We start from the raw sequence: 25415 nt of genomic DNA, 5'->3' as shown, positions 1-25415 counted from the left end.
ATTAACTAGCGTACCACTTCCACATGATTCAACTTCACAGCCGCTCCCACTCTTAATGAATGCGGTATTTCCGCAATCTGGTCCGTATGCCGGATCAGGTCTTCGATCTTCTCACGGGGTGCATCAGATTCCACTCTGATATCGTACCGGATGTTACTGGCGCGTGTGGGTTCACCACCCCAGTCACCATTAACAATGATCTCCACATGCCGGATGTTTACCTGCCACAGCGCAGCTTCCCGATACAGATCATTACAGATACTGGCTCCGATAGCCATCATAAAGAGTTCTTCCCCGCTAAAACCGATCCCCATTCCACCAGCCCTGGGCGTACGATCTATCACCAGGCTGCGCGGACCCGCCCATCCAGCCGCAGCGCTGCTTTCGTGAATTGTTTTGATGTGTACTTGCATAGTTTAATGTACGGAAACTTGAGGGTATAAACAAAAACAAATGCCCCTGCAATCAGCAGGGGCGAGGGGGCAACATTTGCGACTAGTTAAATTTGAAAACGGCCTTTAAGGCTAATCCAGGTTCACGATCCTGTCTTTTGGAAACTTCACTGCATACTGCAATTTCGTTTTCTTCTCTTCCTTAGATGCAATATTCAGGTCCCAGGTTATCTGCTGTGTAGTTTCATCTAACCGCGCACCCGGGTATTCTACTTTGCTGATCTCAATTTCCCGCTGTATGGAAATCGGTAACTGATCTTCTACTAATATACGAATAGGTTCCTGTTTATTATTCTTCACACTGATCTCGTAATTGCGCGTTACCGTTTGATTGCTGCCGAAGAATTGATTTTTGGAATAATCCTTTTGCAGCTTGCGGTTGATCACAATGTTCTTATCCTTCCCTAAAGAAACAAATAAAGTATCAGTAGCAGTTTGAAGATTCAGCAAAGATTTTCCCAGGTAAGTGCCTTCAAAATAAATACTGGCTTCCCCTTCCAGCAGGTTTAATCCTTCCCAGTCTGTTATACCTGCCAGCAAATAAGCAGCAGGATCCAGTTTTGGCGCAGTATGGTATTCATAGTGCGTGGGCACTTCCATTTCTTTGATAGAAACAGTATAAGGTTTGCCATCTGATAAAATGGTATAACTGGTGGCAATATCAAAGTTCACACTGGTAGTGTGAAAAGTAGCGTTAACAGATAGCGGGATGGTTTCCTGCACTTTGGGGGCAGGAGCTACTGTTGAGTTCGTCCCTCTTATCCTGATACTGCTAACAGCGCCTGTAAGGTCTTTTTTATACTGTGTTGCATAACCCGTTATCACTACTTCATTAAGCGTAGACTTACTGGGCCTCATCACAAAAGATTGAAAATTCCCGGTGGGCCTTATTTCTTCCGGTTCATACCCTAAGAAATTTAATTCCAGCGTACTCACATCCTGTGGCATTTGCAAACTAAACTCGCCATTTTCATTAGTAATAGTACCAATAGAACGATTTGGCACCCTGATGGTAGCACCATTAATTGGTTTGCCCTCCGGATCCAAAACTCTGCCGCGCGCTTCATTTTTACCTGTTGTCTTTTGGCCACTCCGGGAGTTCACTAACTCCTGCATGCTATAGAAAGTTCTCATCTGCCAGGGTTGTAATTCCGGCTTTGACCCACTCTCTGAAGGATTTCCGTTGGATAAACTCAGCTTCACGTTCTTCCATTCCTCCCCGCATTGCTGAAACACATTAGCCTTGTATGCCATTTCCAGCGGCTGGCTGATATTCTCTACTCTTAATTCATAAGTAGGATACCAGCCTGCATTTTTCACGAGGTAACTAAGCGAGAGTTTGCCATTGATATTTTCTTTGGCCATCACCGTGATCAGCAGATCGCTGGTAGAACTGTCCTTCACCGCCATCAGTGAAACCTGTTGTGATACCAGCCTGTGGATCTGATCCGTTAGGGTATTGATATTCTTTTCGATGGCCAGTTGCTGTTCCAGTATTTCTGTAAGGCGTGTACGTTGAAAATCCAATGCATCACGGAGGTCTTGTGTTTTAAGACCTGTATTGGTTCCGCGGAGGTCCTGGTTTTTGCCCAGCATCGCTTCTTCCTGTGCAAATACTTTCAGCCGGTTCTTTTCACGGAGCCGCTTTTCTTCCAGCAGGGATTGTTGTTGCTGCAGCCGGGTCACTTCTTCAATTGGCGCCTGTACACCCATGTAATTCCTGTTGCGGGAAACAGAGAGGATCGTAAAAGCCCCTTTGCCCTGTACCTGGATACTTTTTTCTTCCAGTTCCGGGGAGATATTTGGGAATACCAGCGTAGTAGTACCCGCCGGAATATTAGTAGTGGCGGAACGTGTGACCTGTGCTCCCTGCATAAACACAGTTACCTTATCAATGGTAGCGTTAACAGTTTGCTTTTTCGTTTGCGCATGAAGGTTAGCTCCGATAAAAGAGAGAACAACGCATAAATGTATTTTCATACGAGGGATTTATGGACAGGATGATGTAATTCCCCCGATTCCATAAACCCCCTCCGGATATTTTTAGGAAAAGGCTGCTTTCTTCATTCTATGCTCACTTTCCCCTGTCCGCACGGCAATACGTTCATCCGTTTCCAGTGTAAGCATGGCTTTCCTTTCTTTATTATGCATAGTAAAGCCGTATTCATGTTGTTCCAGCAGATCATCATAAGGCCCGCGGGGAGAGATCAGCTTTACAAATACAGGCGCCGTTTCAATGGCAATGAATAATAAGATAATGAACCAGTTAGCCCATCGGATGGGCGCACTGTTTTGCGTGATGGTGCCCAGGGCATCCAGCCGGGAGGCAAATCCGTTCAGCTGGTCCCGTTTCAATTGTGCAATGGTGCTTGCAATTTCTCCGTCTATGCCAGCCAGTTCAGCCTTGTCTGCTGCAAGTTGCTGATTTAAAGCTACCCATGCTGCCTGTGCACTATCCGCATCCGCTTTTTTGGCTTTGTAAATAGGCCCCAGGTTTTTGAGTTTGGATCCTCCTGTTCCATCTGCTTCCTGCTGGGCCAGCAATTGCAAAGTATCCCGCCTGGCGGCCTCAACTGTCATCTGCTGCTGTAATGTTTGCAAACGTGCATTCACAGTTGCACTGCGGGCCTGGAAACGTTCTTTCACTTTATCCTCCTGCGCTTTAAATTTCTGTTGTTCCATGATCACGAGTTCTGCCTGGATCTCTTTATTAAAGATCTGCAGCTCCAAAGGTTTGGAGATCACGATAGCGATCAGGAGGGCAAGGATGATCCGTGGCAGGGCCATGAGGAATTCATCCCGGAAGCGGTCCCGTTTTTTCATGCTGGAAACAATGTACCTGTCCAGGTTGAAGATCATCAGGCCCCAGACAAGCGCAAATACCACAGCAGCCCATGGTTGCTGAAATACCGTCCAGAGGGCATATCCTCCGGAGAGGGCAGCCAGCAGTCCTGTAAAGAAAATAGTGGCGCCAATACCTGCATACTTATTCAGTTCTGAAGGTGCGCGATTCAACATCGGCAGGTGAGCGCCGGAGCAAATGAGAAAAAAATGGCGGATGCGTAACATGCGTATTCTTGTTAAAGGATAAGACCAATAACCTGATGCATGTTTTATGTAAGAAGGATGGAAACCAAAGATACTGGATTTTCACAATCTCCACTCTCCGGAAGTGTTATTTGGTTTCCAATATCATCCAGCAGATGGACGCGCCATCATCAGAAGGAGTGAGCTGTGCCCAGATGTTCTTATCTGCCCTGCGGATAAGATAGGTAGTGGTCACGGCATGACTGATGAACCCATATCCTGTCAGATATTTTAACTTGTTATTTTCAGGGATGGCTGTAGCAGAATCCTGCGGTACTTTCATTTCCGTCAGTTTTACACCGCCGGCCCCAGTGATCGCCGCATCCAGGTTTTTAGTCAGTTCCAGGTCACTGTAAGACTTTCCTTCTTTTGCCCTGATGTAATCATAAAAGATCTTCCCTTCCGGTTTTTCAAAATGATCACCCACCCAGAAGTAGGCCACATCAAAATCTACCACCTTGTTCTTGTTATAATTATAATATCCTTCCGGCAGTTCAAAATAAGGGAATGCGCCCAGCGGTTTATCAGAAACCGGGATAGCATTCAGGTCAAATGTTTTGGCAACCGGGGCTGCTGCTGCGGGAGCAGGTGCAGTAGTAGTATCTTGAGAAGTACTGTCTGCTGTATTTCCTTTCTTTCCTGAATTACAAGCCAGCAGGATGGTAGCAGATGCTGCAATAGTTAGAATACGGAGGTGCATATATTGGGTTTTAATGGAAACCAAATATAAGGAAAGGCGCAAAAAAAATGGCCGGCAAATATGCCGGCCACCTATTATCAAAACATTATCTCTAAGTTATTAAGCGCTCACCGCTTTGTTCACCAGTGCAGCCGCTTCACTCAGCAGGATGGCAGACTGAACTTTCAGGCCGCTGTCCTCGATCAGTTTCTTGGCTTCTTCTGCATTGGTACCTTGCAAACGTACAATGATGGGTACATTGATGGTGCCGATGGATTGGTAAGCATCAATAACACCCTGTGCTACCCTGTCGCAACGAACGATACCACCAAAGATATTGATGAGGATCGCTTTCACTTTAGGATCTTTCAGGATGATTCGGAAACCTGCTTCAACGGTTTGTGCGTTGGCAGAACCTCCCACGTCCAGGAAGTTGGCGGGTTCACCACCACTCAGCTTGATCATATCCATGGTAGCCATGGCCAGACCAGCGCCGTTCACCATACAACCTACGTTACCATCCAGTTTCACAAAGTTCAGGTTGTGTTTACCAGCTTCTACTTCGGTAGCATCTTCTTCTGTTGTATCGCGCAGGGCTACTAAGTCAGGATGACGAAGTAATGCGTTATCATCCAGGTTCAGTTTGCAATCCACTGCAATGATCTTTTCATCGCTGGTTTTGAACAGGGGGTTGATCTCCAGCATGGCAGCGTCCAGTCCAACGTATGCATTATACAGGTTGGTAACGAATTTCACCATGTTTTTGAAAGCTTCACCGCTCAGGCCAAAGTTGAAAGCGATCTTACGGGCCTGGAAAGGTTCCAGTTTACCACCTGGGTATACCCATTCTTTGAAGATCTTTTCGGGTGTATTGTGTGCCACTTCTTCAATATCCATACCGCCTTCGGTAGAATACATGATCACGTTTGTGCCCTTAGCCCTGTCCAGCAGGATAGAGAGGTACAATTCCTTGATAGGATTAGGACCGGGATAGTAAACATCCTGGGCCACCAGCACTTTGTTCACCAGTTTACCGGCTTCGCCTGTTTGTATGGTCACCAAAGTACCGCCAAGGATATTGCCGGCTATGGTTTTAACATCTTCTGCATTCTTTCCTACCGCTACGCCACGTTGCTCCGTACCCACAATTTTGCCTTTACCACGACCACCAGCGTGGATTTGCGCCTTCACTACGGAAAACTCATTGCCGAACTGAACTTTCAGTTGCTTGTAAGCCTCAGCAGCAGCTTCTGGAGTATCTACCGGGATACCTTCCTGCACCGGTACGTTATATTTTTTCAACAGTTCTTTCGCCTGGTACTCGTGTAAATTCATCGGTGTTTAAATTTGGGCGCTAAAATAGGCATTTTATGTTTTAGAAAGGTGATTTCTTTGGGGGAGGCTGTTCATATGTAATATAGGATTAACTTTGCCGGGCATAAATTTTTGCTATGCCTGCACAGATCAACGAAGCAACAACATTTATACAACAATATGCAAAGGAAGCCCCGCAAGTGGGTATTATCCTGGGCAGCGGTCTGGGAAACCTGGCCGGGGAGATCACAGATAAGATAGAGATATCTTATAATGACATCCCTCACTTTCCACCCGCCACAGTGGAAGGCCATTCCGGCAAACTCATACTGGGTAAGCTAAATGGCCGTCCCGTTGTAGCCATGGCCGGCCGCTTTCATTATTATGAAGGCCTCAGCATGCAGCAGGTGACCTTCCCCGTGAGGGTCATGAAAGCCCTCGGCATCCACACCCTCCTCATTTCCAATGCGGCGGGCGGCATGAATAAGGCTTTCCGGGTTGGGGACCTGATGATCATCACAGATCATATCAACCTCCAGCCGGAACATCCCCTCAGAGGCAGAAATAATGATGCGCTGGGCCCCCGTTTCCCGGATATGAGTGAGCCTTACGCCAAAACCCTGATCGCGAAAGCCCAAAGTATAGCTGCCGCTAAAGGTATATCTTTACATACCGGCGTTTACGTAGGAGTACAGGGACCCACTTTTGAAACCCGCGCCGAATACAAGTTCATGCATATTATCGGAGGCGATGCCGTTGGAATGAGTACCGTGCCTGAAGTGATCGTAGCCATCCACAGCGGTTTAAAGGTTTTTGCCATGAGCGTGATCACGGATCTGGGCATACGGGAAGAGGAAAATGTGATCACCCATGAGGAAGTACTGGCAGCCGCCAAAGCAGCAGAACCACATTTAACATATATTTTCAGCGAATTGGTTCAACAATTGTAGAGAATTGCGGGCCATATACGAATCATCAGAATGAGGCAGTTCACCATTATTTTACTTTTGCTGGTTTGTTCCGGCGCCGCCCTGCGGGCACAAATTAATACCGGCCGTATCCCTACTGGCGCAGGCGGTGGCAATTCCCGTATGCAAAGGGATACCACCAAACACGACCATGAACCGGATACCCTCACCCTGCGGTTCCGCTACCTGGATGAGCCCACGGACTTCATGCTGGATTCCTCTATCATAGATTTTAACCTCAACTACCTGGAAGTTCCCGCCAATTACCTCACGCTGGGTAATAACGGAAGTGCAGCCCGCAACATCATCTTCAGCCCAAGGATGTTACCCGGTTTTGATCCCGGTTTTCATGCATTTGATGTGTATGGCTTCAATCATCAGAACGCCCGTTTCTATAATACCAACAGGCCCTATTCAGAACTGGGATACCTCATCGGCAGCAAACAGGAACAAATGATCAACCTGATGCATACCCAGAACCGGGGAGAGAAATTCAATTTCTCCTTTGCCTACCGCAAAATAAATTCACAGGGGTATTACAGGAATCAAAGTACTAACCACGACAACTATAAAGTAACCGCTAATTATAATAGTCAGAATAAACGCTATCACATCCTGATGAGCTATTATCTGAATAAGATTAATGGCGGAGAAAATGGAGGGATCACAGATACCGCAGAACTGAAGAATCCCGATAATACACAACTACGGCTGATCCCCACCAACCTGGGAGGAAGCACCGCCACTTCCAGTTCCATTTTTAATAGTAACATACCCGTAAAGAATTCCTACCAGGAAGCCAGTTTCCTGTTCAGGCATCAATACGACTGGGGCAAGGGAGATACCATCCATATAAACGATACCACCGATGTGTATAAATTCGATCCTGTTTTCCGTGTACAACATACATTCACGTACACACAGAACACGTATGAGTTTATAGACAGGAATCCGGATACAACATTCTATCAGAATCATTACGGTTTAATATTTGATCCACCAGCCAGTAGTGGTTTTGAAGATACCGTCTTAACACGTCACCAGTGGCGTATACTGAGTAACGATCTTTCCTTTATCCAATTCCCGATACGCGGTAACATGGCCCACTTTATCAAAGTAGGTGGGGGATTTGATAATATCATTGGTGAATTCATAGATAATACCAGCATCACTTTCCAGAACCTCCGGATCCATGGGGAATACCGGAATAAAACGAAGAACCAGAAATGGGACCTCTCCGCAAAAGGGGAGTTCTATCTGTTAGGTGAAAATGCCGGAGACTACAGCGTAAGTGCAAGCCTGCGCCGTTATCTGAACAGAACTTTGGGTACCATTACCCTGATGGGAGCAAACGTAAACAGGGAACCTTCTTATGTGTACCGTTTCTTTGCTACAGACCATGGCCAGGTGTACCGGAATCCTACAATACAGAAAGAGAACGTTACCCAATTACAGGTGCGTTCAGATAACCCGAAGCTGAAGTATAACATTGTGGGTAATTACTATCTCTTTAATAAATACACTTATTTTTCAAGTTATTCCCAGAGCAATCAGTTCACCGGACTGTTCAACCTGTTGCAGATCGTTGGCCAAAAACGTTTTGATGTAAAGAGCTTTACCATCTTTGCTGACCTGGCATTCCAGCAGCTGGCAGGTAGCGCGCCTATTCAACTCCCTACTTTCTGGGGTCGTGTAAGAGCAGGATATAATGCACGCCTCTTTAAAAACCTGAATCTCTTTACAGGTCTCGAGGGTAAATACAATACACCTTACTACACAGATGATTATTCTCCCATGCTGGGCCAGTTCACTTACCAGGATAGTATTCAAAGAAAAGTGTACCCGGACCTGGCTGCCTTCGTGCATTTCAGGATCAAATCCTTTACAGCTTATGTAAGGGCAGAGAACCTGAATACCTTCTTATGGGATCAGAATTTCTTCGCACCACTTTACCCCAGCAATGATTTTTCTCTCAGGGTGGGTTTACGCTGGTGGTTCATCAATTAATTTAATATTCTTTCAAGGTAGGCTTTCTTCTTAAGGATGATGCCTCTGTCAAAACACTCCATCGTGCGATGGCAGAGATTGAACAAGGCCACTATTTCAGTGCCCCGTGCCTGGTCGTCAACAATATAAGAGATGGACTTCTCCAGGAAAGCACTGGCATCTGTTTGGAAAGTATCATCAATAGCCGGTACTACGATCCCGCTTCTCAGCAGTTTATCCAGGTGATCTTTAAAAGGCTGTTCTTCATCTTTCAAAGCACCCAGTTCACTACGTAATCCTTCAATCGTAAATTGCTGTACCCGGTAGATATAAGAGATCCGGTTAGTGATCTTCTCAGAGATGGCTTCAAAAGCTGTTTTTTCTTCTTGCAAAGCAACGATCTCAGCATAAACTTTGGAAAGATCAGCATCCTTTTGCAGATGAAATAAGTAGGCAGCATAATCAATGTCCATCAACCATTCACCTCCCTCATTTACTTCTTTCTCAAGATCAGTAATTACTTTTTCCGCTTCCTTCCTGTTGTAATGAGATTGGTCGAACTGAAAATATTTCACATCCAGTTCTTTACGCTCAATAGCTTTCAGGTATGCGAGATCTATTTGGTTACGGAAGTATCTTTTTACCCGGTTCACCACTTCAGGCGCATACAATTCCGCAAATGTTGCCGGTATTTGAACCGTTCTTCCTTCTTCAATTTTCTGGAAAGTTCTGTTATCATAGAATTCATTAAAATCTGTCGGGAACTGGTATAATCCATTATGTTCTTTCAGTTTTTGGATCATGGTCACACTATCCATCCGTTCCTTTACTTCTACGTTCGGATAGTTGATCGCAAAGTAATGCTGTGTCATCTTTTCTTCTAAAGCGGCGGGATCAGAAAAGAGTATCCAGGGACTTCTGTGATCAGGTGTATTGTCCACACGGGCAGCCTGAAACCGTTCTTCCCGTTCATCCATAGAAGGATGTGTAGCCCACTGATCTTTATATTTTAAACGGCTGTTCGTAAAAGAGGCCAGGTATTCATTAGAGATCGCGGGTAAACCATTTTCCACTTCTATCGTATGCACGTTGGCGAAATAAAGGTTCACTTCCCTTTGCATCTCAAACATATTCTGTAAGGCGGCATTCTTTTCCGCCAGCTCACCTGTTTTATTGATGCAATAGGTCATGCCGTGACCTACGTATTCTATCCTGCGCATGGCGGAAGTAGCAATATTGCTGCCGGTAACAGAAACTGCTACCGCATCTGCATGAAATTCCATCTCTCGGGAAAGGCTCATGTATTGAAGATTGATCACACCATACATATCCCGTAATACTTTTTGTATCCCTCTTGCTATCCATACCGTGATAGCCGCCATGATAGCAAAAATGCCATGAATATCAGCCCAGCCCTGCAAAGCTTTATCATACCCGTCATTCTGATAAAGCATATTATAGATCGCTTTGTTCATGGTAAAAACATAACTGCCCAGCTTCATACTGCTTTGCGAAAAATGCCCGAACTCATGCGCCAGTACCATTTTGAATTCACTCAGGTTTAAAACGTTCACCAGCCCCAATCCAATTTCCAGGTTTTTCTTCACTGGTAAGAACATACTCCAGAAACTGGAATTATAGAACACCGCCGCATTCACATCCGGTACCAGGAAGATCTTTTTAGGCATGGGCGTATTGGTATCCTTCGTCAATTGCCGGATGAACGCAAACAAGGCAGGATGTTCATTTTCAAATACCTGCAAACGCTCTGGTTTCTCTGCATTCTGTTTCGCAAATACAAATTTCACCAGGAAGATGATCACCATCACCCCCAGTCCTATAATACCCAGCCCAATAAGGATCGTAATGAATTTCGGCAGGGAAGTGATCAGGAAGATCCCCGCAAAAATGCAGGCAGCAGCTAATCCAACGGCTAAGGCCAATAGCAGCAGGTATACCAGGCAGAACAGAAAAATGGCGCCGATCACCTTGAAGACCTGTTTTTTAAAAGAAGCTGCAGGAGCGGTCAATTCCGGGCTTACGTTTAACGGGTTGGGTGGGTATAAGGAAATTGCGGGCATGGTATAGTGTTTAAAAGACTAATATAATAATTCCCCTTAATTAAATCTACCTTTAGCGGATAATCCACCCTTATTGCAACAGATCTTTGATACACTTATCAATAGTTTTATAGAAAGTAAAGTAGGCATAGCAGACCATTTTTTAAGCGACCGGCTGGCCGGTCACCTGAAGGACAATTTGAATACCCTATACGATGGAAATAATATGCTTGCTGCCGGAACTGGTAACAAAGAACTGGCACTAAAAGATAAGTTAGTACGGAGCGATGTTATTTACTGGCTGGACAGATCGCATAATGACCCCTACGAGAATGAATTCTTCGATCTCATGGATGCTTTTATATTACATCTCAACAGTGAATGTTATACAGGCATCACCGGTTATGAGTTTCACTATACTTTATACGAAGAGGGCAGCTTTTACAAAAAACACCTGGATCAGTTCCGCAATAACGAAAGCCGGCAGTACTCCATGATCATGTACCTGAATGTTGATTGGGTGGAAGAAGATGGCGGGCAGTTATCTATTACCCGTACAGGAGGAGATCAGCAGATATCCCCAACAAATGGCAAAACCGTATTTTTCAGGAGCAGTGAAATGGAACATGAGGTGTTGGTGACGAATAAGGTGAGATTGAGTATTACGGGGTGGTTGAAAAAAGATTCAATTCATTGATAATGATGTAGTTTTTAGTAATTATTCACAATTTGTGAATTGTGAATAATGTTGTATATTTGCTATTATGAAACACCATAATGGCATGCGGCCACATGATATCGCCGTATTATTAAAGATCGTCCTTTCAGAGGATGGCTGGCTGAATAAAGACCTCTCCGCAGCCTTAAAGATCAGCCCTGCAGAAATTAGTTATTCACTTAGTCGTTCTGCACTTGCAGGTTTGTTAGATGTGTCAAAGAAAAAGGTTCGCCGCCAGGCGCTCCTGGAATTTTTACAACATGGTTTGCCTTACGTATTTCCTGCTATTAAAGGCCAGGTCACTAAAGGTGTACCAACAGCATATGCTGCTCCTGTAATGTCTGATCACCTTGTTATCACTGATATCGTTGTATGGTCATTTTCGAAAGGAAAGGCAAGAGGAGAAAGTGTTGTTCCGTTATATCCTAATTTGGTGGAAGCTGTATTGGAAGATAAAGATCTGTATGATGTACTGGCGCTGGTAGAGGTATTACGTATGGGAAAGGTGAGGGAAAAAGAATACGCAGTAAAACTATTAAAGCAGATATTCGATAGAAGTCATGCATGAAAATATAGTGCGCATAAAAGCAGTAGCTAATTTATTGAAGGGAATAGGGCAGCCTTATGTATTTGTTGGAGGAGCAACCGTATCACTTTATAATACAGCACCTGCTGTGGCAAAAGCAATTCGCCCTACGGAAGATGTTGACGTAGTCATTGAACTGATCTCATATAAGGATTATGCGGAGATCGATGCACGTTTGAGAGCGATGGGTTTTGTAAACGATATTACTTCTGGGGTTATATGCCGGTATCGGATACAAGGTATGATCGTAGATATCATGCCCACGGAACCTGTGATGGGATTTAGCAACAGATGGTATCCCGAAGGTTTCCGGCATGCTATCACACATAACCTGGATGCTGAAACAAAGGTCCTTATTTTTTCTCTTCCTTATTTCCTCGCTTCAAAGTGGGAGGCCCATAGAGCAAGAGGAGGAAAGGATCTGCGTGCAAGTAAAGATTTTGAAGATATGGTGTATATCTTCGAGAATTGTAATGATTTTGACCAGCAATTACTTAATGGCCCTGAACATGTGCGTAATTATCTGCAAAAGGAATTTTCCGGTATGATAGATCATCCGGATTTTGAAGAAGCAGTTTCTGGTCATATGGAGGATGCGGATAATACTGGAGTTATCCTTCAGTTGAAGAGTGCGCTTAGTTTAAATTAAATGCAATTATCTTTGCACAAATGAGCTACCACCAATACAAACCACACCCAGCCCTGCATCCATACATAGATGCCTACTGGACGGTAACCTCCGGAAGCCAAACCTCCACCCGCATCCTTCCGGATGGTTGTGTAGATCTCATTTGCAATCTCGGCTCCCCATTAACCAGTGATAACACTATCCTCGCCCCGGATAATGTATACCTCATAGGCACAATGACCCGCTTCTCCGAAACCATCAACCACCCGGATACTCATCTGTTGGGCATCCGTTTCAAACCCGGTGCTTTTGCTTTGTTTTATGACCATCCCCTGCATGAAGCAGCAGACCAATGTATAGAGTTTGAGAGATCATTATTAGATGTAAGAAACCTGGATCAATACTTCCTCGATAAACAAAAGCACAAACACCATGTTTTGCTCCCCATCATTGAAGATATCATCGCGCAAAACGGAACATCTAAAATAAGCACACTAACAAAAAAACATTTCATCACAGAACGCCAGCTGGAAAGGTGTTTCAAGCAATACACCGGCATCAGCCCGAAAGCATTCTCCAACATCATCCGTTTCCGTGCTGTCATCAACCAGATCAGGCATAATACAGAAAGCCTCGAAACCATCGCCTTCATGAATGGCTTCTACGATCACGCACACCTCACCCATGAAATCAAGAAGTACACAGGGCATACTCCGGTACAGCTGTAAATTGTCGGTTTTTTCCAAAGATGAGGAACCCGCATGGCCCTAAATTTGCAATTAAAATGAGCCACCTTATTCTTTTATGGAGCCTTCTTTTTAATACACAAACCATGAACTTAAGTATTTCCATCAACCGCAATGCGGACGAAGTGTACACCTTTATTTCAAATGCGGAGAACCTGCCACAATGGGCTGCGGGCTTATGTACATCTATACAAAAAACGGAAACTGAAAATGTGTGGCGGATCAATGGGGGAGAGGCCAGGGTACGTTTTGTAGAAAAGAACAAATTCAGGGTAGCGGACCATTACGTACGTGCAAAACCCGGCGCCAAAGAAGTATATATTCCCATAAGGGTGCTGGATCATGATGGAACAAGCGAAGTAGTGTTCACCCTGTTCAGGTTACCAGAAATGACGGACGATGAATTTAAAAGGGATATGGGCGCCGTGCAAAAAGACCTGCAGACGATAAAGGAGGTCATAGAACGGAATTAATTCCCGAAAAAGCAGTAAATTTCACAAAACCACCAAAAGAATGAGCATCTTAATTACTGCTTTTACTATCCTCATCGGTATTATCCTCCTGCTGCTGATCATTGCACTGTTCATTAAGAAAGAATACACTATCGAACGCGTAGTGGTCATCAATAAACCTAAAACCGTTGTATATGATTACCTGAGATTACTGCGTAATCATAACAATTTTATCAAGTGGGCATTGATAGACCCCAACATGAAAAAGGAATATAGAGGAACAGACGGTACCGTGGGTTTTGTTTCAACCTGGGACAGTGAAAATAAACAGGTAGGGAAAGGAGAACAGGAGATCATTAAGATCCAGGAAGGAGAGAAGATAGATTATGAATTGCGTTTTATTCGTCCTTTTGAAGGGACCTCTTATGCATCTATTGCCAATGTTGCAGTAGGAGAACAACAAACTCGGGTGATATGGGTATTTAATGGTAAGATGAAATACCCCATGAACCTCATGCTGTTATTCATGAATTTGGAAAAGATGCTGTCCAGGGATCTGGACGAAGGACTGGCAAAACTGAAAACCATCCTTGAAAAATGAAAAAGCTACAGCCATTCATCGGCACCTGGAAAACAGAAGGCCAGACGACAACCGGGGAAAAAATATCCGGTACGGATACTTATGAATGGTTCCCCGGGGGCCATTTCCTCCAACACAAGATCAATGTACACATGGGCAGCCAGGAAACGATCGGCCTTGAAATGATCGGCTACGATGCGGCCACCGGTAAATACCCCATGCATTTCTACGATAACCAGGGAAACAACACCGTAAGCCAGGCCACGGAACATAACGGTGCCTGGACGTTCACAGGAGAAAAGGAGCGGGGTACTTTTACCTTCAGTGAGAACGGGAATGTAATTTCCGGCACCTGGGAAGGCTCCGAAGACGGAAAGTCCTGGGCCCCCATCATGGACGTTAAGCTCACAAAAATATCGTAACTTTACCCCGTGAAGAAACTGCTCACCATATGTTTTGCCGTTCTGTACACGTTGATAACCAGCGGGTTCACGGTAAATATGCATTATTGCATGGGTGAGTTGGCGTCCGTAGACCTCCACGATACCCATAACGACAGCTGCCCAAAATGCGGCATGGACGTGAAAGGGGATTGCTGTAAGGACGAAGCCAAATTCATAAAGCTGGATAACTCCCACCAGGCCGCCAAAGCCTTTGTGGATTTCTCCGGTAACACCATTTCCCTGGCGCCTGCCATCACGCAGCCAGTCTGGTTACAACAGCCCATTGCCAAAGCAGCCATACTAAACCCCAGGGAAAACAGCCCCCCCATCACACCCTCCGTTCCGCTTTACATGAGCAATTGTATTTTCCTGATCTGATGCAGATACCCTTTACAAACAGGTATCTAATTAATCATTTCAAGAAGAAATACAATGAAAACATTACTCATAGCCCTCGCGCTAATAGGTGTACAATTCACCGCATCTGCTCAATACAAGAAAGCATCTTTACAGGCAGCTGGCCTCACCTGCGCCATGTGTTCCAACGCTACTTTTAAAGCATTAAAAACACTGCCTTTTATAGATAAGATCGATACCGATCTCAACAATACCACCTTCATCCTCTATTTTAAACCCAACAGCAATGTGAACCTTGATCAGATCAGGGGAAAGGTGGAAGGCGCGGGTTTCTCCGTAGCCAAACTCACTGTTACCGCTAACTTCGATCAGGTAAAAGTGGAAAATGATACGCATATTCCCTTTGCAGGACAAACACTGCATTTCATAAATGTGAAACCTCAAACATTACAGGGCGATAAAGACATCACCGTGATCGATAAGGATTTCATCACCGGCAAAGCATTTAAGCAATATAGCACCCAGACTAAAATGGGCTGTTATAAAACCGGTACTATGGAAGGTAAAAGAGTATATCACGTAACCATTTAACCCCGCCTTCCATGAAGAAATTTATAATACTGCTGATGTTCACAGCGGGAACTGCGCAAGCCCAGGAGCTGTATGTGAATTCAGAACCCGCAAGCAATATGCCCGCCAATTCCATGGGTATCCGCCTCACTAACAAGTTCTTCAACATGCAATTCGAAGGCCATACCGGCATGCGTTTTGAGCCGGAAGTGATGTTCGGTATTTCAAAGAACCTGATGGTGCATGCGGTGGGATACCTCTCCAATAACATGCAGGAGGATATCCGTTTTGAAGGAGGCAGCATTTACGCCAAATACCGCTTTCTATCGAAAGATGATGTGCATGCACATTTCCGGATGGCGGGTTATGTAAAAGGCTCCCTGATAGATAATCCTTATTATCCCGTAGTGAATGCCGGGCACGATCATAACGGCAGGAACTATGAGAATGAAGAGCTGGATCTGGAAGGAATGACCTCAGGAGCAGGCGCTGGCATCATTGCCACACAACTGCTCCATAAGCTGGCCATTTCCGGTACGCTGGGTTATAATCGTTTTATGAAGAATCTCAAAAATGAACTGCCCACTAACGTTTCCCGCAATATGGTGAATTACAGCGTGTCTGCCGGTTACCTGCTATTGCCAGTGAAGTATAAGAGCTATGAGCAGACGAACCTGAACCTCTATGTAGAGTTCCTTGGTAAGTCTAATATAGATCAATACCGCGCAGGTTATTATGTGGATGTGGCACCGGCCATTCAGTTTGTTTTTAACAGTGCTACACGACTGGACTTCTCCTACCGCACACAGCTGTTTGGAGATATGGCACGTAATATGGACAGGAGTTTCCTGGTAAGGGTAGAACATAATATCTTTAACCTTAGAAACAAGTAGGATGGATAACACCGTATTGCATATCAAAAACATGGTTTGCCCCCGCTGCATCAAAATGGTGCGGCAGGTGTTGGAGCAGGAAGGGCAGGAGGTGACAGATGTAAACCTGGGCAATGCCACTTTAAAAGGTACGCTCAGTACCACGCAAACGGAAGTGATCGCAAAAGCTTTACAGGAAGAAGGTTTTGAATTGCTGGACGATCGTAAACACCAGATAGTAGAAGGCATCAAGAACATCATCGTGGAAACCGTGCATTACGGAGAACTGGATGAACTCAATGAAAACTTCTCTACTCTGTTATCGCAACGATTGCAAAAGGATTATCACCTGCTCAGCAAACTGTTCTCTGAAGTAGAGAATACCACCATCGAGCAGTATATCATTCAACAAAAGATAGAACGGGTGAAGGAGTTACTGGTGTACAATGAATTAACACTCAGTGAAATTGCCTATAAGATGGGATATAGCAGCGTTGCCCATTTATCCGGACAGTTTAAAAAGGTAACAGGGTTCACCCCCAGCCAGTTTAAACAGTTAAAAGAAGATAAACGAAAGCCGTTGGATAAGATCTAAAACAAAAGGGCCTGTCTGAAAAGACAGGCCCTTTTTTCGAAAGGGGGGAAACAAATTATATTACACCATAGTTATTAATAAGCTATTTATCCCACCACAATTTACCATACAGGTTATCCCCGCCAGGAAACTGTCTCCTCACTGCATCTTCATAATGCACTTTGTTATTGAACACCTCATCCTGCGGATACCCTTGCCTGGAAGGAACATCCTTGCCATCCGGTTTAATAAGTCCGGCCGGGAATCCTGTTCTTCTCCATTCCGCCCATGCTTCAAAACCATGCATGAACAAATGCACCCAGCGCTGGTTACCGATCTGCTCATAAGCAGTAGCAGGAACATAAGCCATGCCCGGGCTGGCCATCATTACACCAAAACCCGTGGTATCATTATTCTTCCATTGACGCACAGATTGTTCAATCGCTGATTTGTAATTCGCTTCCGCTGCTACGTCCCCATCAGGTATCCAACCCAGCTTGGCAGCTTCTGCTTTCGCAAAAAGCGCCTGTGCATAAGTAACGAGGTACACATTGGCGTTCTGTTTCCTGATCTCAGCACCCAGTAAGGAAAATGCGGTAGTGCTCAATCCATCTGTTGCGCCGTATTTCAATCCAACATATTGCCCCGCGGAATTCTTATCACCGTACACAGGTAAACGCGGGTCATTCACTGGTTTCATTTTATTCACCAGGCTTTCGCTCAGTGCCCACCATTTGCGGTTCTGGTCTGTGATCTGGTCGTACCAGTAACTTTCATTCGCCGCTTCCGGCAAATGAGCAAAAACAAGATTATCAACATTAGACGTCATGATGCCTGCGGTCAGCGCTTTGTTGAATTCTGTTTTTGCTATTTCCGGTTTCACAACAGATAAACGTAATGCCATCAGCAGGCGGATGGTGTTGCCCAGCTTTTTCCAGCGGGCCATATTTCCCTGGTAAACAATGTCATTGATAATATCGCCGGCCACAATAGATTTATCCGCTTCATCCAGTAACAGGAAGAGGCTGGTGTAAATACTTTCCTGTGAATCATACACAGGTGTGGTGTTGGCGCTTCCTTTCAAAGCCTCTTGATAAGGCACATCTCCCCAACGGTCTGTAATATGCCAGAAGTAATAAGCTTTCAGGATCTTGGCCACCGCCAGCTGATTAGCTATAGGGCCCTCTGTAGCGTCCAATTTCGTGGAGCGGATCACAGAATCCAGGTTCATCAGTGGCCCGTAATAGAGACTGTAAAAACTGGAGCTTACCTGGTTGTATAAAGAAAGGTTAGGGTATTGTGTTTCTGATAAATACTGTGCAAAATATTCTGCCTGCGGGGATTCTCCCAGTACAGGCAAATAGAGTTCTGCATTGGCGATCAGCTGTGTGCTGGAAGTTTCAGAGGGACGATTGGGATCCACGTTGATGTCACCAAACTTATTACAAGCCCCTAAAAGCAAACTGATACCTGCAATGATATATAGTCTTTTCATGATCGTCAGTTAAAAGTTAATGGTGAGGTTCGCGCCAAAAGAACGTACGGTATTGGATTGACCGGATTCGAGCCAGCTGATGGATTGAGCACCGCTGGACAACTCTGTAGGATCAAGACCTTTCGGTGCTTTCTGCCAGAGCATAGCCGGATTGCGTGCTATCAGCGCAATATTCACTTTGCTGAAAGGCAGCCTGCCCAGCATGGCTTTATCCAGTGTATAACCCAAACGTACCTCACGGAGTTTGATATAATCAGCACCATATAACCATTCTTCATACACATGTGTACCCAGTACCGTTCTGAAATAACTGCGTGCATCTACATAAGCCGTTACTTCCTGTTTGGTGGAAGCAGAAATACCGTTCACCTTAATACCACCGCCATCTGCTATCGCATCACGTATGTTCTTTCCCTTATCATTTAACACCGCTGTTTCTTCTGCCATGCCGGTTTTCACCGCCAGCATCTTAGAGCGGCTGAAGAACATCCCGCCAAATTGATAATCGATCATAATACCCAGGTCGAATTTCCCTAAGCGGAACATATTCTGGAAACCACCCGTAACATCAGGCAGTACACTGCCGAAATTATGGTTCGCTTCTGTGTACAGCGGCATATTGTTTGTTCCCAGCAATACCTTGCCCGTAGCAGAATCACGTTGATATGCTTTGCCTATCAGGCTGCCAAAAGGCTGACCTTTGTAAGCATTGAGGTAAGCTGTAACACCGGAATAAGTGGAAGAATAAAGCGGATAAACATCCTGTCCTGGTCCCAGTTCAACGATCATGCTCCGGTTCCTGTTCAGGTTGAAAATAGTGTTCCAGCTAAAGTTTTTGGTTTGTATCGGTGTAGCCGATATCGTTAGCTCAATACCTTTATTCTCTATCATACCGGCATTGATAATAGTTTGCGCATAACCGGTAGTACCTGATAAAGTAAGGGGAATGATCTGGTTCTCGTTCCGCTGAAGATAATAAGTGAATTCTGCACCCAAACGGCCATCAAAGAATTTCAGATCAATACCCGCTTCATAAGAATGGGCGAAGGAAGGTTTGATCTTCACGTTGGCCAGTTCATCCGGGATGTAAATGGAATTGACGATGGACTTATCGGGGTTGGTATAGTTCGCGCCAACACCATAGTTCAAAGATGTTTTGAATACATCCAGGTCAGAACCCGCCTGTGCATAGCTCAATCTGAGTTTACCAAATGATAATGCAGGCCATTTCACCAGTTCACTAAATACAAAGCTGCCGGATAAAGAGGGATACCAGTAAGAATTATTTTGTTCCGCCAGCGTAGAGGTATTATCATTCCGCAGGGAAACATCCACAAAATAAGTGTTCTTATAACCAAAGGAAGCCATGCCATAACCGCTCCTGATCTCCTTTTCCTGCAAATAAGAATTGCTGAGCGGTCGGTCTTTGGAAGCAGCCAGGCTATAAAATCCAGGGCTGGAAAGTCCGCCTTGTGTTTCACCTGTTACATACGTATATTTCCTGTTGTAGATGTTTCCACCAAGGTTAGCATTGAAAGAAAAATCATCCCAGGTCTTATTGTATTGCGCCAGGAATTCATAGTTCATTTCTTTGTTCTGATATTTCCCGGAAGTATACGCAGGTACTCTTCTGCCATTGAATGCGATCCGTGTTTCAATATTTTGTGAGTACATATCACCGCGCACAAATCCGCTCAGTTTTAAACCAGGTAATACCTGGTAGCTAAGCCCTACATCACCAAAGAAACGATCACGACTATCAGTGCTTAAATTTTCATAAGCATCAAAGTAGGGATTGTCCCAGTACAATGCGCTAAGATCTGTAAGCACGCCACTGCTGCCGGTAGCAGGAGAGGAAATGTTCCAGTGTTTGATCGTTCCGTCTGCATAACGGTAATCCTTCATCCGGGTCATATCCAGGTTACGCTGGAACCATTGTACAAGATAGCGCGCGCCCCATTCGGAACCCTGCGATGGCCGCTGCGCACTATTGTTAGCGTAATTGATGTTTGTTGAAACCGTCAGCTTGGGGGTGAGGTCGAGAGATGCATTTACACCCAGGTTATTTCTTTTTAACCAGGTGTTGGGTTCCACCCCTCCGATATTCGTATTGTTATAGCTCAGGCGTAAAGTTGAATTCTCATTACCGCCGGATACTGTAACGCCATTATTTAAACTATATCCTGTCTGATAAAAATCTTTGATGTTATCAGGGTGAGGAATAAAAGGAGTTTCTTTTCCATACTCAGGGTCCTGCGGATAAAAGCTGAATACCTGGCGAACAGGTGTACCGTCCATTTTAGGTCCCCAGCTTTCATCATAATCCAGCTGCACAAATTTCTGCCCATTGCTCAAAGTGCGCCAGGTTTGTTGAGATCCTGCGCCATAGAGGTTTTGCAAAGGAAGGAAGTTGCCCGCTTTTTCAACCGAGTAAGCACTGTTCAGTTGCACATCTATTTTCTTCGGACCTTTTTTTCCTTTTTTAGTGGTGATCATGATCACACCATATTGACCACGCAAACCATATAAAGCCGAAGCAGTGGGCCCTTTGAGCACATTCACTGTTTCAATATCTTCCGGGTTAATATCCTGCCCCAGGTTACCATAATCCGCCCTGTCGCTGGAAGCAAAGTTTGCATTGGAAATAGGTGTTCCATCCACTACGATCAATGGCTGATCACCACCCGCAATGGAATTCACCCCACGGATCTTGATCTTCTGTGTACCACCCAAACTGGCGCCTGATGACCCAGTTACCTGCACACCGGCAATTTTACCTGCCAGTGATCCTATTACATTTTGCTCTTTGGTGAGTGTGAGGTTTTCTCCTTTTACCTGCTGTGTGGAATAACCCAGGGAACGCTGGTTCCGGGAAATCCCCAGTGCCGTAACCACCACTTCAGATAAACGCGTATCCCCTTCGGCCAGTTGAAAAGTGACTTCCACCACTTCATTGTTCTGCACCGTTACATTTTGTACAAGGGGGCTGAAACCTACAGCAGAAGCCTGCATACGATACAAACCTGCTTTAATGGCATTGATGGAAAACTCACCCTGTGCGTTGGCAACAGTACCCTGGCTGGTGCCCACAATGGAAACCGTAGCAAAGGGGATGGCGTTACCCGTTTGGTCAGTGATCTTTCCTTTCACTCCGCCGTCATAAACAGGCGTTTCAACAAGCCGTATCTTTTTGATGATGATATTTTCATTCACCAGTTCATATTGCAGGTTGGCCGGCCGCAACAGGTCATCCAGTATCCGGGCAACGGTTTGACCGTTTGCCTGGTAAGTAATGCTGGTATAAGCAGCAATGTCTTCCGTCTTATACGTAAAGGAGAATTTGGCCAGGGACTCGATCTTGCGCAAAGCCTGTTTCAGACTAACGTTCTTTACATCTAAAGACAGCGTCTTATTCAGGTCCTGGCCGACGCCGGTACCTGCCATCAGTAGCCCGTTTACTGTAAGAAGGATGGCCAGGATGGATATTCTCATAAGTAACCGTTTGTTTGTGAACAACTTAAGAAGTTGTAACATGACACAAAACAGCGCAGCAATACTGCTGTACGTTTTTACATACAAATTCATAGCTTTGATAAGTTTAGTAATTCTATGACGGGATTATTTAAACGAACAAGAAGAGCCGTTTCCTGGTCTCAACAGGAACGGCTCTTTACATGACTTCTAACCCGGTGCAGATATTGCAGGGAGATACATAATGATTAGATTTTGGTTGATTGAATATTACTTATTTGATCACATACACGCCTTCTGTGGCCAGTAGTTGACTGTCCGTCAGCTTGCATAGTATATGTAACGCTTCTTTTATCCCGATGTCCCTTCTGAATGAAGTGGAAATATTTATCACACTGATGGCTTTGTTATCTATCCTGATCGCTACGTTATATACGCGTTCAAGGTCTGCAACAATTTCAGCCATGGTTTCTCCATCATAAGCCAGGCTGCCGTCTTTCCAGGGAGCCGTTTCTACCAGCGCCGCTTTTTTGGTGATGGCAGATTCCGTTATTTCGTTCACTTTCACCTGTTGCCCCTGGGTAAGGAGGGTTGGTTTTTTATCGCCGCCATAATTCACACGCACTTTACCATGGCTTACGGAAACGATGATATTTTCCTGTCCCGGATAGGCCTTTATATTAAAGGCAGTACCTAATACCGTAGTAGATACTTTCCCGGTATGAATAATGAAAGGGGCATTTTCCGCATGTTGCACATCAAAATATGCTTCCCCGGAAAGCCGCACTTCTCTTTTGTCTTTATCAAAGTCTGTTGGGAATTCCAGCGTGCTGGCTGCATTCAGCCAAACTTTGGTACTGTCTGGCAGCACGAGGTATTTATATTCAGAGCGTTCTGTAATTTTCCGGGTCAACGCAGGGGCCTGCATAAACCACGCTGCAGCAGCCAGTACAACAATAGCAGCAGCAATAGCCGGCATCATCATTACACGACGGCGGCGTTTTGGAGGCAGCAGTACGAGATTCCCCATTTCATCAATGTAGGAAGTGTCCCCGGCCTGAGCATATGCAGCTTTCACCAGTTCACGGATCGTTTCATCATGTTCAGATTGGCGGATATAGGCAAAGAACTCTTCGTACTCCTTCCGGGAGCACTTATTGTCCATATATAACCTGAAGAGATGTTTTATCCGTTCCTCCATATATAAGGAAGACGAAGCAGCGAACAAATGTTCCTATTCCGGATCAAAAAAAGTTTAAAAGAAAAATGGTGAGCGGCCCGGTAGTTTTAGAAACAAAACTACGGATGGTCTGCAATGCAGTAGAGAGCTGGTTTTTAACCGTATGCCGGGAGATGTGCAGCTCCGAAGCTATTTCCTGGTAATTCATACCTGCTTCCCGGTTCAGGCAGTAAATGAGTTTCCGCTGAGGGGGCAGGAGGGAAATGGCTTTCTGAAGGATGTGTTCATATTCATGGGCAATCACCACCGTTTCCGTTGCGTTGGAATTCTGGGGCAGGTTATTCCAGATAGCTTCCCTTAAACGGTCATCTGCGGCGGCTTTGCGAAGGAAATCGATCACTTTGTTCTCCGTGATGCGGTAGAGCCAGGCTTCCATATTCCGGATCTGGCGGATGTCTTCCCGCTGTTCCCAGAGTTTCAGGAATACCTCCTGGATAATGTCCTGCGCGTGGGGAGCTGATTTAGTGAGCTTTAAGGCCAGGGCATATAACCGGCCTTCATGTTTACGGAAGATGTCCATAAACAGCAGCTCCTGGTCAATATTTGGCTGATTGTTGCTCATTTGTAGCGGGAATAGCGGGTATTTAAAAATAATTAAAAAATGTTACAATTTCTTCATCTTCTTTCACTGGAAAAGTTCTTTTTCTCCAAAATTTTACAACAGAACACCATAATTGTGTAACAATCAGGGCGGGAGAGGGGGTACTTTTGTGTCGTTAACAAACAGTACCATGGGAAAGATTGTTATGAAAGTGCTCCGCTTCATTGGATCACTCTTCGTTAAAAAGGATTGTTGTAAGTAAAATTGATCTTTTATGAAAGGAATCATTGGCCTGACTATATTAATGGCTGCTGCTTTGGGTACGCAGGCACAGCATGATCATCACATGGCAGAGAAAAAGGACACCATGCATGATCATCACAACATGCACACCATGACCCACGCTTATTCCAAAAATCTCCCCATGAACCGCAACGGCTCCGGAACAAGCTGGCTCCCCGATAACAGCCCCATGTATATGTACATGGCGCAAAAAGGGAAAACAAACTTCATGTTACACGGGAACATCTTCTTAAGATACACCTCCACAGATTTCACAGCAAAAGGCAGTCGCGGCGCCACTAAGTTCGATGCGCCCAACTGGCTCATGGGTATGATGAACCACCAGTTAGGAAAGAAAGGATTACTCAATGCCACCGTGATGTTAAGTTTCGATCGTGCCGTAATGGGCGGCCAGGGCTACCCGCTGTTATTCCAATCCGGCGAAACCTGGCAGGGCAAACCTTTGGTAGACCGTCAGCATCCGCACGATATGTTTGCAGCTATCAGTATCGGCTACACGTATGCGATCAATAAGGATATAGATGTATACGGTTATATCGGTTATCCCGGAGAACCCAGTATCAGCGCTCCTGCTTTTATGCATCGCGTATCTGCCATGAATAATCCCGATGCCCCCTTAGGCCATCACTGGCAGGATGCCACGCATATTACGTTTGGCGTAGGTACCGTAGGGTTTAGATACAAACAGGTAAAAGCAGAATTCTCTTCTTTCACAGGCCGCGAGCCAGACGAAGACCGTTACAATTTCGACAAACCATTATTTGATAGTTACGCCTATCGTGTAAGCTACAATCCCTCAAAAGCATGGGCACTGCAATTCTCACAAGCCTTCGTCCACAGCCCGGAATCACTGGAACCAGATGAAAATGTAACACGCACCACAGCATCTGCCATTCACACAGTGCCCTTAAGAAAACAGGGCAGCTTCATCGCCTCTTCTGCCGTATGGGGATTAAACACAAGGGACCATGGTCACAAGGAACATTCCTTCCTTGCAGAATCCAACGTCCAACTACAAAAAAATGCCATATATGGCCGATATGAATTTGTAGAAAAATCCACCCATGAACTACAGCTGGAAGATGTATTTGGCGAAACAAAATTCAGCGTTCACGCATTTACGTTAGGATATGCACGTACCCTCGCTACCGTCTGGAAAACCAATCTGGCAGTGGGTGCGCAAGGAACAGTAAACGTAGCAGACAATGCATTGAATGGTATTTACGGAAAGAACCCGCTGAGTGCGCAGGTATATCTAAGGATCAGCCCTGCCATACACAAATAAGTTAATAT

Annotated in this window: 24 protein-coding genes; 14 read left to right on the top strand and 10 right to left on the bottom strand. The window is 45.1% G+C overall.

The genetic code is table 11. From position 1 onward, the window contains the following. Positions 1-5: 5 nt before the first annotated feature. From GFS24_RS19050 to sucC, 5 genes are all read right to left on the bottom strand, one after another. The gene (locus tag GFS24_RS19050; protein ID WP_153662141.1) at positions 6-413 is read right to left on the bottom strand and encodes an OsmC family protein; all 408 of its coding nucleotides are present in this window, start codon (positions 411-413) and stop codon (positions 6-8) included. A gap of 111 nt (positions 414-524) precedes the next feature. Beyond that, positions 525-2432: a DUF4139 domain-containing protein gene (locus GFS24_RS19045; protein ID WP_153662139.1), complete on the bottom strand. Its 1908-nt coding sequence runs from the start codon at positions 2430-2432 to the stop codon at positions 525-527. Positions 2433-2495: 63 nt separating this feature from the next. Further along, positions 2496-3521: a DUF4407 domain-containing protein gene (locus GFS24_RS19040; RefSeq protein ID WP_153662137.1), complete on the bottom strand. Its 1026-nt coding sequence runs from the start codon at positions 3519-3521 to the stop codon at positions 2496-2498. 106 nt (positions 3522-3627) lie between these two features. Continuing rightward, positions 3628-4239 carry a hypothetical protein gene (locus tag GFS24_RS19035; RefSeq protein ID WP_153662135.1) on the bottom strand — a complete coding sequence of 204 codons (612 nt, stop codon included), beginning with the start codon at positions 4237-4239 and terminating at the stop codon, positions 3628-3630. 99 nt (positions 4240-4338) lie between these two features. After that, positions 4339-5553 carry an ADP-forming succinate--CoA ligase subunit beta gene (gene sucC / locus GFS24_RS19030; RefSeq protein ID WP_153662133.1) on the bottom strand — a complete coding sequence of 405 codons (1215 nt, stop codon included), beginning with the start codon at positions 5551-5553 and terminating at the stop codon, positions 4339-4341. Positions 5554-5669: 116 nt separating this feature from the next. Here sucC and GFS24_RS19025 point away from each other — a divergent pair, with 116 nt between their 5' ends. Both GFS24_RS19025 and GFS24_RS19020 read left to right on the top strand, forming a co-directional pair. After that, positions 5670-6482, top strand: coding sequence for a purine-nucleoside phosphorylase (locus GFS24_RS19025; RefSeq protein WP_153662131.1), 813 nt, complete (start codon positions 5670-5672; stop codon positions 6480-6482). 30 nt (positions 6483-6512) lie between these two features. After that, positions 6513-8507, top strand: coding sequence for a putative porin (locus GFS24_RS19020; protein WP_153662129.1), 1995 nt, complete (start codon positions 6513-6515; stop codon positions 8505-8507). On the opposite strand, the gene GFS24_RS19015 is transcribed toward GFS24_RS19020, so the two are convergent. Next, positions 8504-10567, bottom strand: a complete 2064-nt coding sequence (locus tag GFS24_RS19015) for a M48 family metalloprotease (RefSeq protein WP_153662127.1) — start codon at positions 10565-10567, stop codon at positions 8504-8506. The two genes, GFS24_RS19020 and GFS24_RS19015, sit on opposite strands and share 4 nt — an antisense overlap. Positions 10568-10640: 73 nt before the next feature. Between GFS24_RS19015 and GFS24_RS19010 the strand changes: the two genes are divergently transcribed. From GFS24_RS19010 to GFS24_RS18960, 11 genes are all read left to right on the top strand, one after another. Further along, positions 10641-11243 (top strand): 2OG-Fe(II) oxygenase, encoded by a 603-nt coding sequence (locus GFS24_RS19010; protein ID WP_153662125.1) that lies wholly within the window; start codon positions 10641-10643, stop codon positions 11241-11243. 67 nt (positions 11244-11310) lie between these two features. Then, a complete protein-coding gene (locus tag GFS24_RS19005; RefSeq protein WP_153662122.1) occupies positions 11311-11832 on the top strand; it encodes a hypothetical protein in 522 nt (173 codons plus the stop codon). Further along, entirely contained in the window at positions 11825-12499 is a 675-nt protein-coding gene (locus GFS24_RS19000; RefSeq protein ID WP_153662120.1) for a nucleotidyl transferase AbiEii/AbiGii toxin family protein, read from the top strand. The genes GFS24_RS19005 and GFS24_RS19000 overlap by 8 nt, the downstream gene beginning before the upstream one ends. A gap of 20 nt (positions 12500-12519) precedes the next feature. Continuing rightward, positions 12520-13206 (top strand): helix-turn-helix domain-containing protein, encoded by a 687-nt coding sequence (locus GFS24_RS18995; RefSeq protein WP_153662118.1) that lies wholly within the window; start codon positions 12520-12522, stop codon positions 13204-13206. Positions 13207-13310: 104 nt separating this feature from the next. Further along, positions 13311-13697, top strand: coding sequence for an SRPBCC family protein (locus tag GFS24_RS18990; RefSeq protein WP_153662116.1), 387 nt, complete (start codon positions 13311-13313; stop codon positions 13695-13697). 40 nt (positions 13698-13737) lie between these two features. Beyond that, complete coding sequence (locus GFS24_RS18985; protein WP_153662114.1) at positions 13738-14277, top strand: SRPBCC family protein; 540 nt, start codon at positions 13738-13740, stop codon at positions 14275-14277. Beyond that, positions 14274-14678, top strand: a complete 405-nt coding sequence (locus tag GFS24_RS18980) for a DUF1579 family protein (protein WP_153662112.1) — start codon at positions 14274-14276, stop codon at positions 14676-14678. The genes GFS24_RS18985 and GFS24_RS18980 overlap by 4 nt, the downstream gene beginning before the upstream one ends. A gap of 9 nt (positions 14679-14687) precedes the next feature. Continuing rightward, positions 14688-15077 (top strand): hypothetical protein, encoded by a 390-nt coding sequence (locus tag GFS24_RS18975; protein ID WP_153662110.1) that lies wholly within the window; start codon positions 14688-14690, stop codon positions 15075-15077. Positions 15078-15131: 54 nt separating this feature from the next. Continuing rightward, positions 15132-15647, top strand: coding sequence for a heavy-metal-associated domain-containing protein (locus GFS24_RS18970; RefSeq protein WP_153662108.1), 516 nt, complete (start codon positions 15132-15134; stop codon positions 15645-15647). Between the two features lie 11 nt (positions 15648-15658). Then, the gene (locus GFS24_RS18965) at positions 15659-16519 is read left to right on the top strand and encodes a hypothetical protein (RefSeq protein ID WP_153662106.1); all 861 of its coding nucleotides are present in this window, start codon (positions 15659-15661) and stop codon (positions 16517-16519) included. Position 16520: 1 nt separating this feature from the next. Next, positions 16521-17093, top strand: a complete 573-nt coding sequence (locus GFS24_RS18960; RefSeq protein WP_253906532.1) for an AraC family transcriptional regulator — start codon at positions 16521-16523, stop codon at positions 17091-17093. 82 nt (positions 17094-17175) lie between these two features. Here GFS24_RS18960 and GFS24_RS18955 read toward each other — a convergent pair whose 3' ends face one another. From GFS24_RS18955 to GFS24_RS18940, 4 genes are all read right to left on the bottom strand, one after another. Continuing rightward, positions 17176-18567 (bottom strand): SusD/RagB family nutrient-binding outer membrane lipoprotein, encoded by a 1392-nt coding sequence (locus GFS24_RS18955; RefSeq protein WP_153662104.1) that lies wholly within the window; start codon positions 18565-18567, stop codon positions 17176-17178. 9 nt (positions 18568-18576) lie between these two features. Then, positions 18577-22059 carry a SusC/RagA family TonB-linked outer membrane protein gene (locus tag GFS24_RS18950; RefSeq protein ID WP_216647449.1) on the bottom strand — a complete coding sequence of 1161 codons (3483 nt, stop codon included), beginning with the start codon at positions 22057-22059 and terminating at the stop codon, positions 18577-18579. A 253-nt stretch (positions 22060-22312) separates the two neighbouring features. Next, positions 22313-23239 (bottom strand): FecR family protein, encoded by a 927-nt coding sequence (locus GFS24_RS18945; protein WP_153662102.1) that lies wholly within the window; start codon positions 23237-23239, stop codon positions 22313-22315. A gap of 43 nt (positions 23240-23282) precedes the next feature. Continuing rightward, the gene (locus GFS24_RS18940; RefSeq protein WP_153662100.1) at positions 23283-23840 is read right to left on the bottom strand and encodes an RNA polymerase sigma factor; all 558 of its coding nucleotides are present in this window, start codon (positions 23838-23840) and stop codon (positions 23283-23285) included. 253 nt (positions 23841-24093) lie between these two features. Here GFS24_RS18940 and GFS24_RS18935 point away from each other — a divergent pair, with 253 nt between their 5' ends. Continuing rightward, positions 24094-25407 (top strand): hypothetical protein, encoded by a 1314-nt coding sequence (locus GFS24_RS18935; protein ID WP_153662098.1) that lies wholly within the window; start codon positions 24094-24096, stop codon positions 25405-25407. Positions 25408-25415: the final 8 nt, after the last annotated feature.

Origin of the sequence: Chitinophaga sp. SYP-B3965 (genome assembly GCF_009647655.1) — a bacterium.
Taxonomy (GTDB): Bacteria; Bacteroidota; Bacteroidia; order Chitinophagales; family Chitinophagaceae; genus Chitinophaga.
The sequence above is the reverse complement of the archived record's forward strand: the minus strand, read 5'-3'. Positions and strand labels throughout refer to the sequence as shown.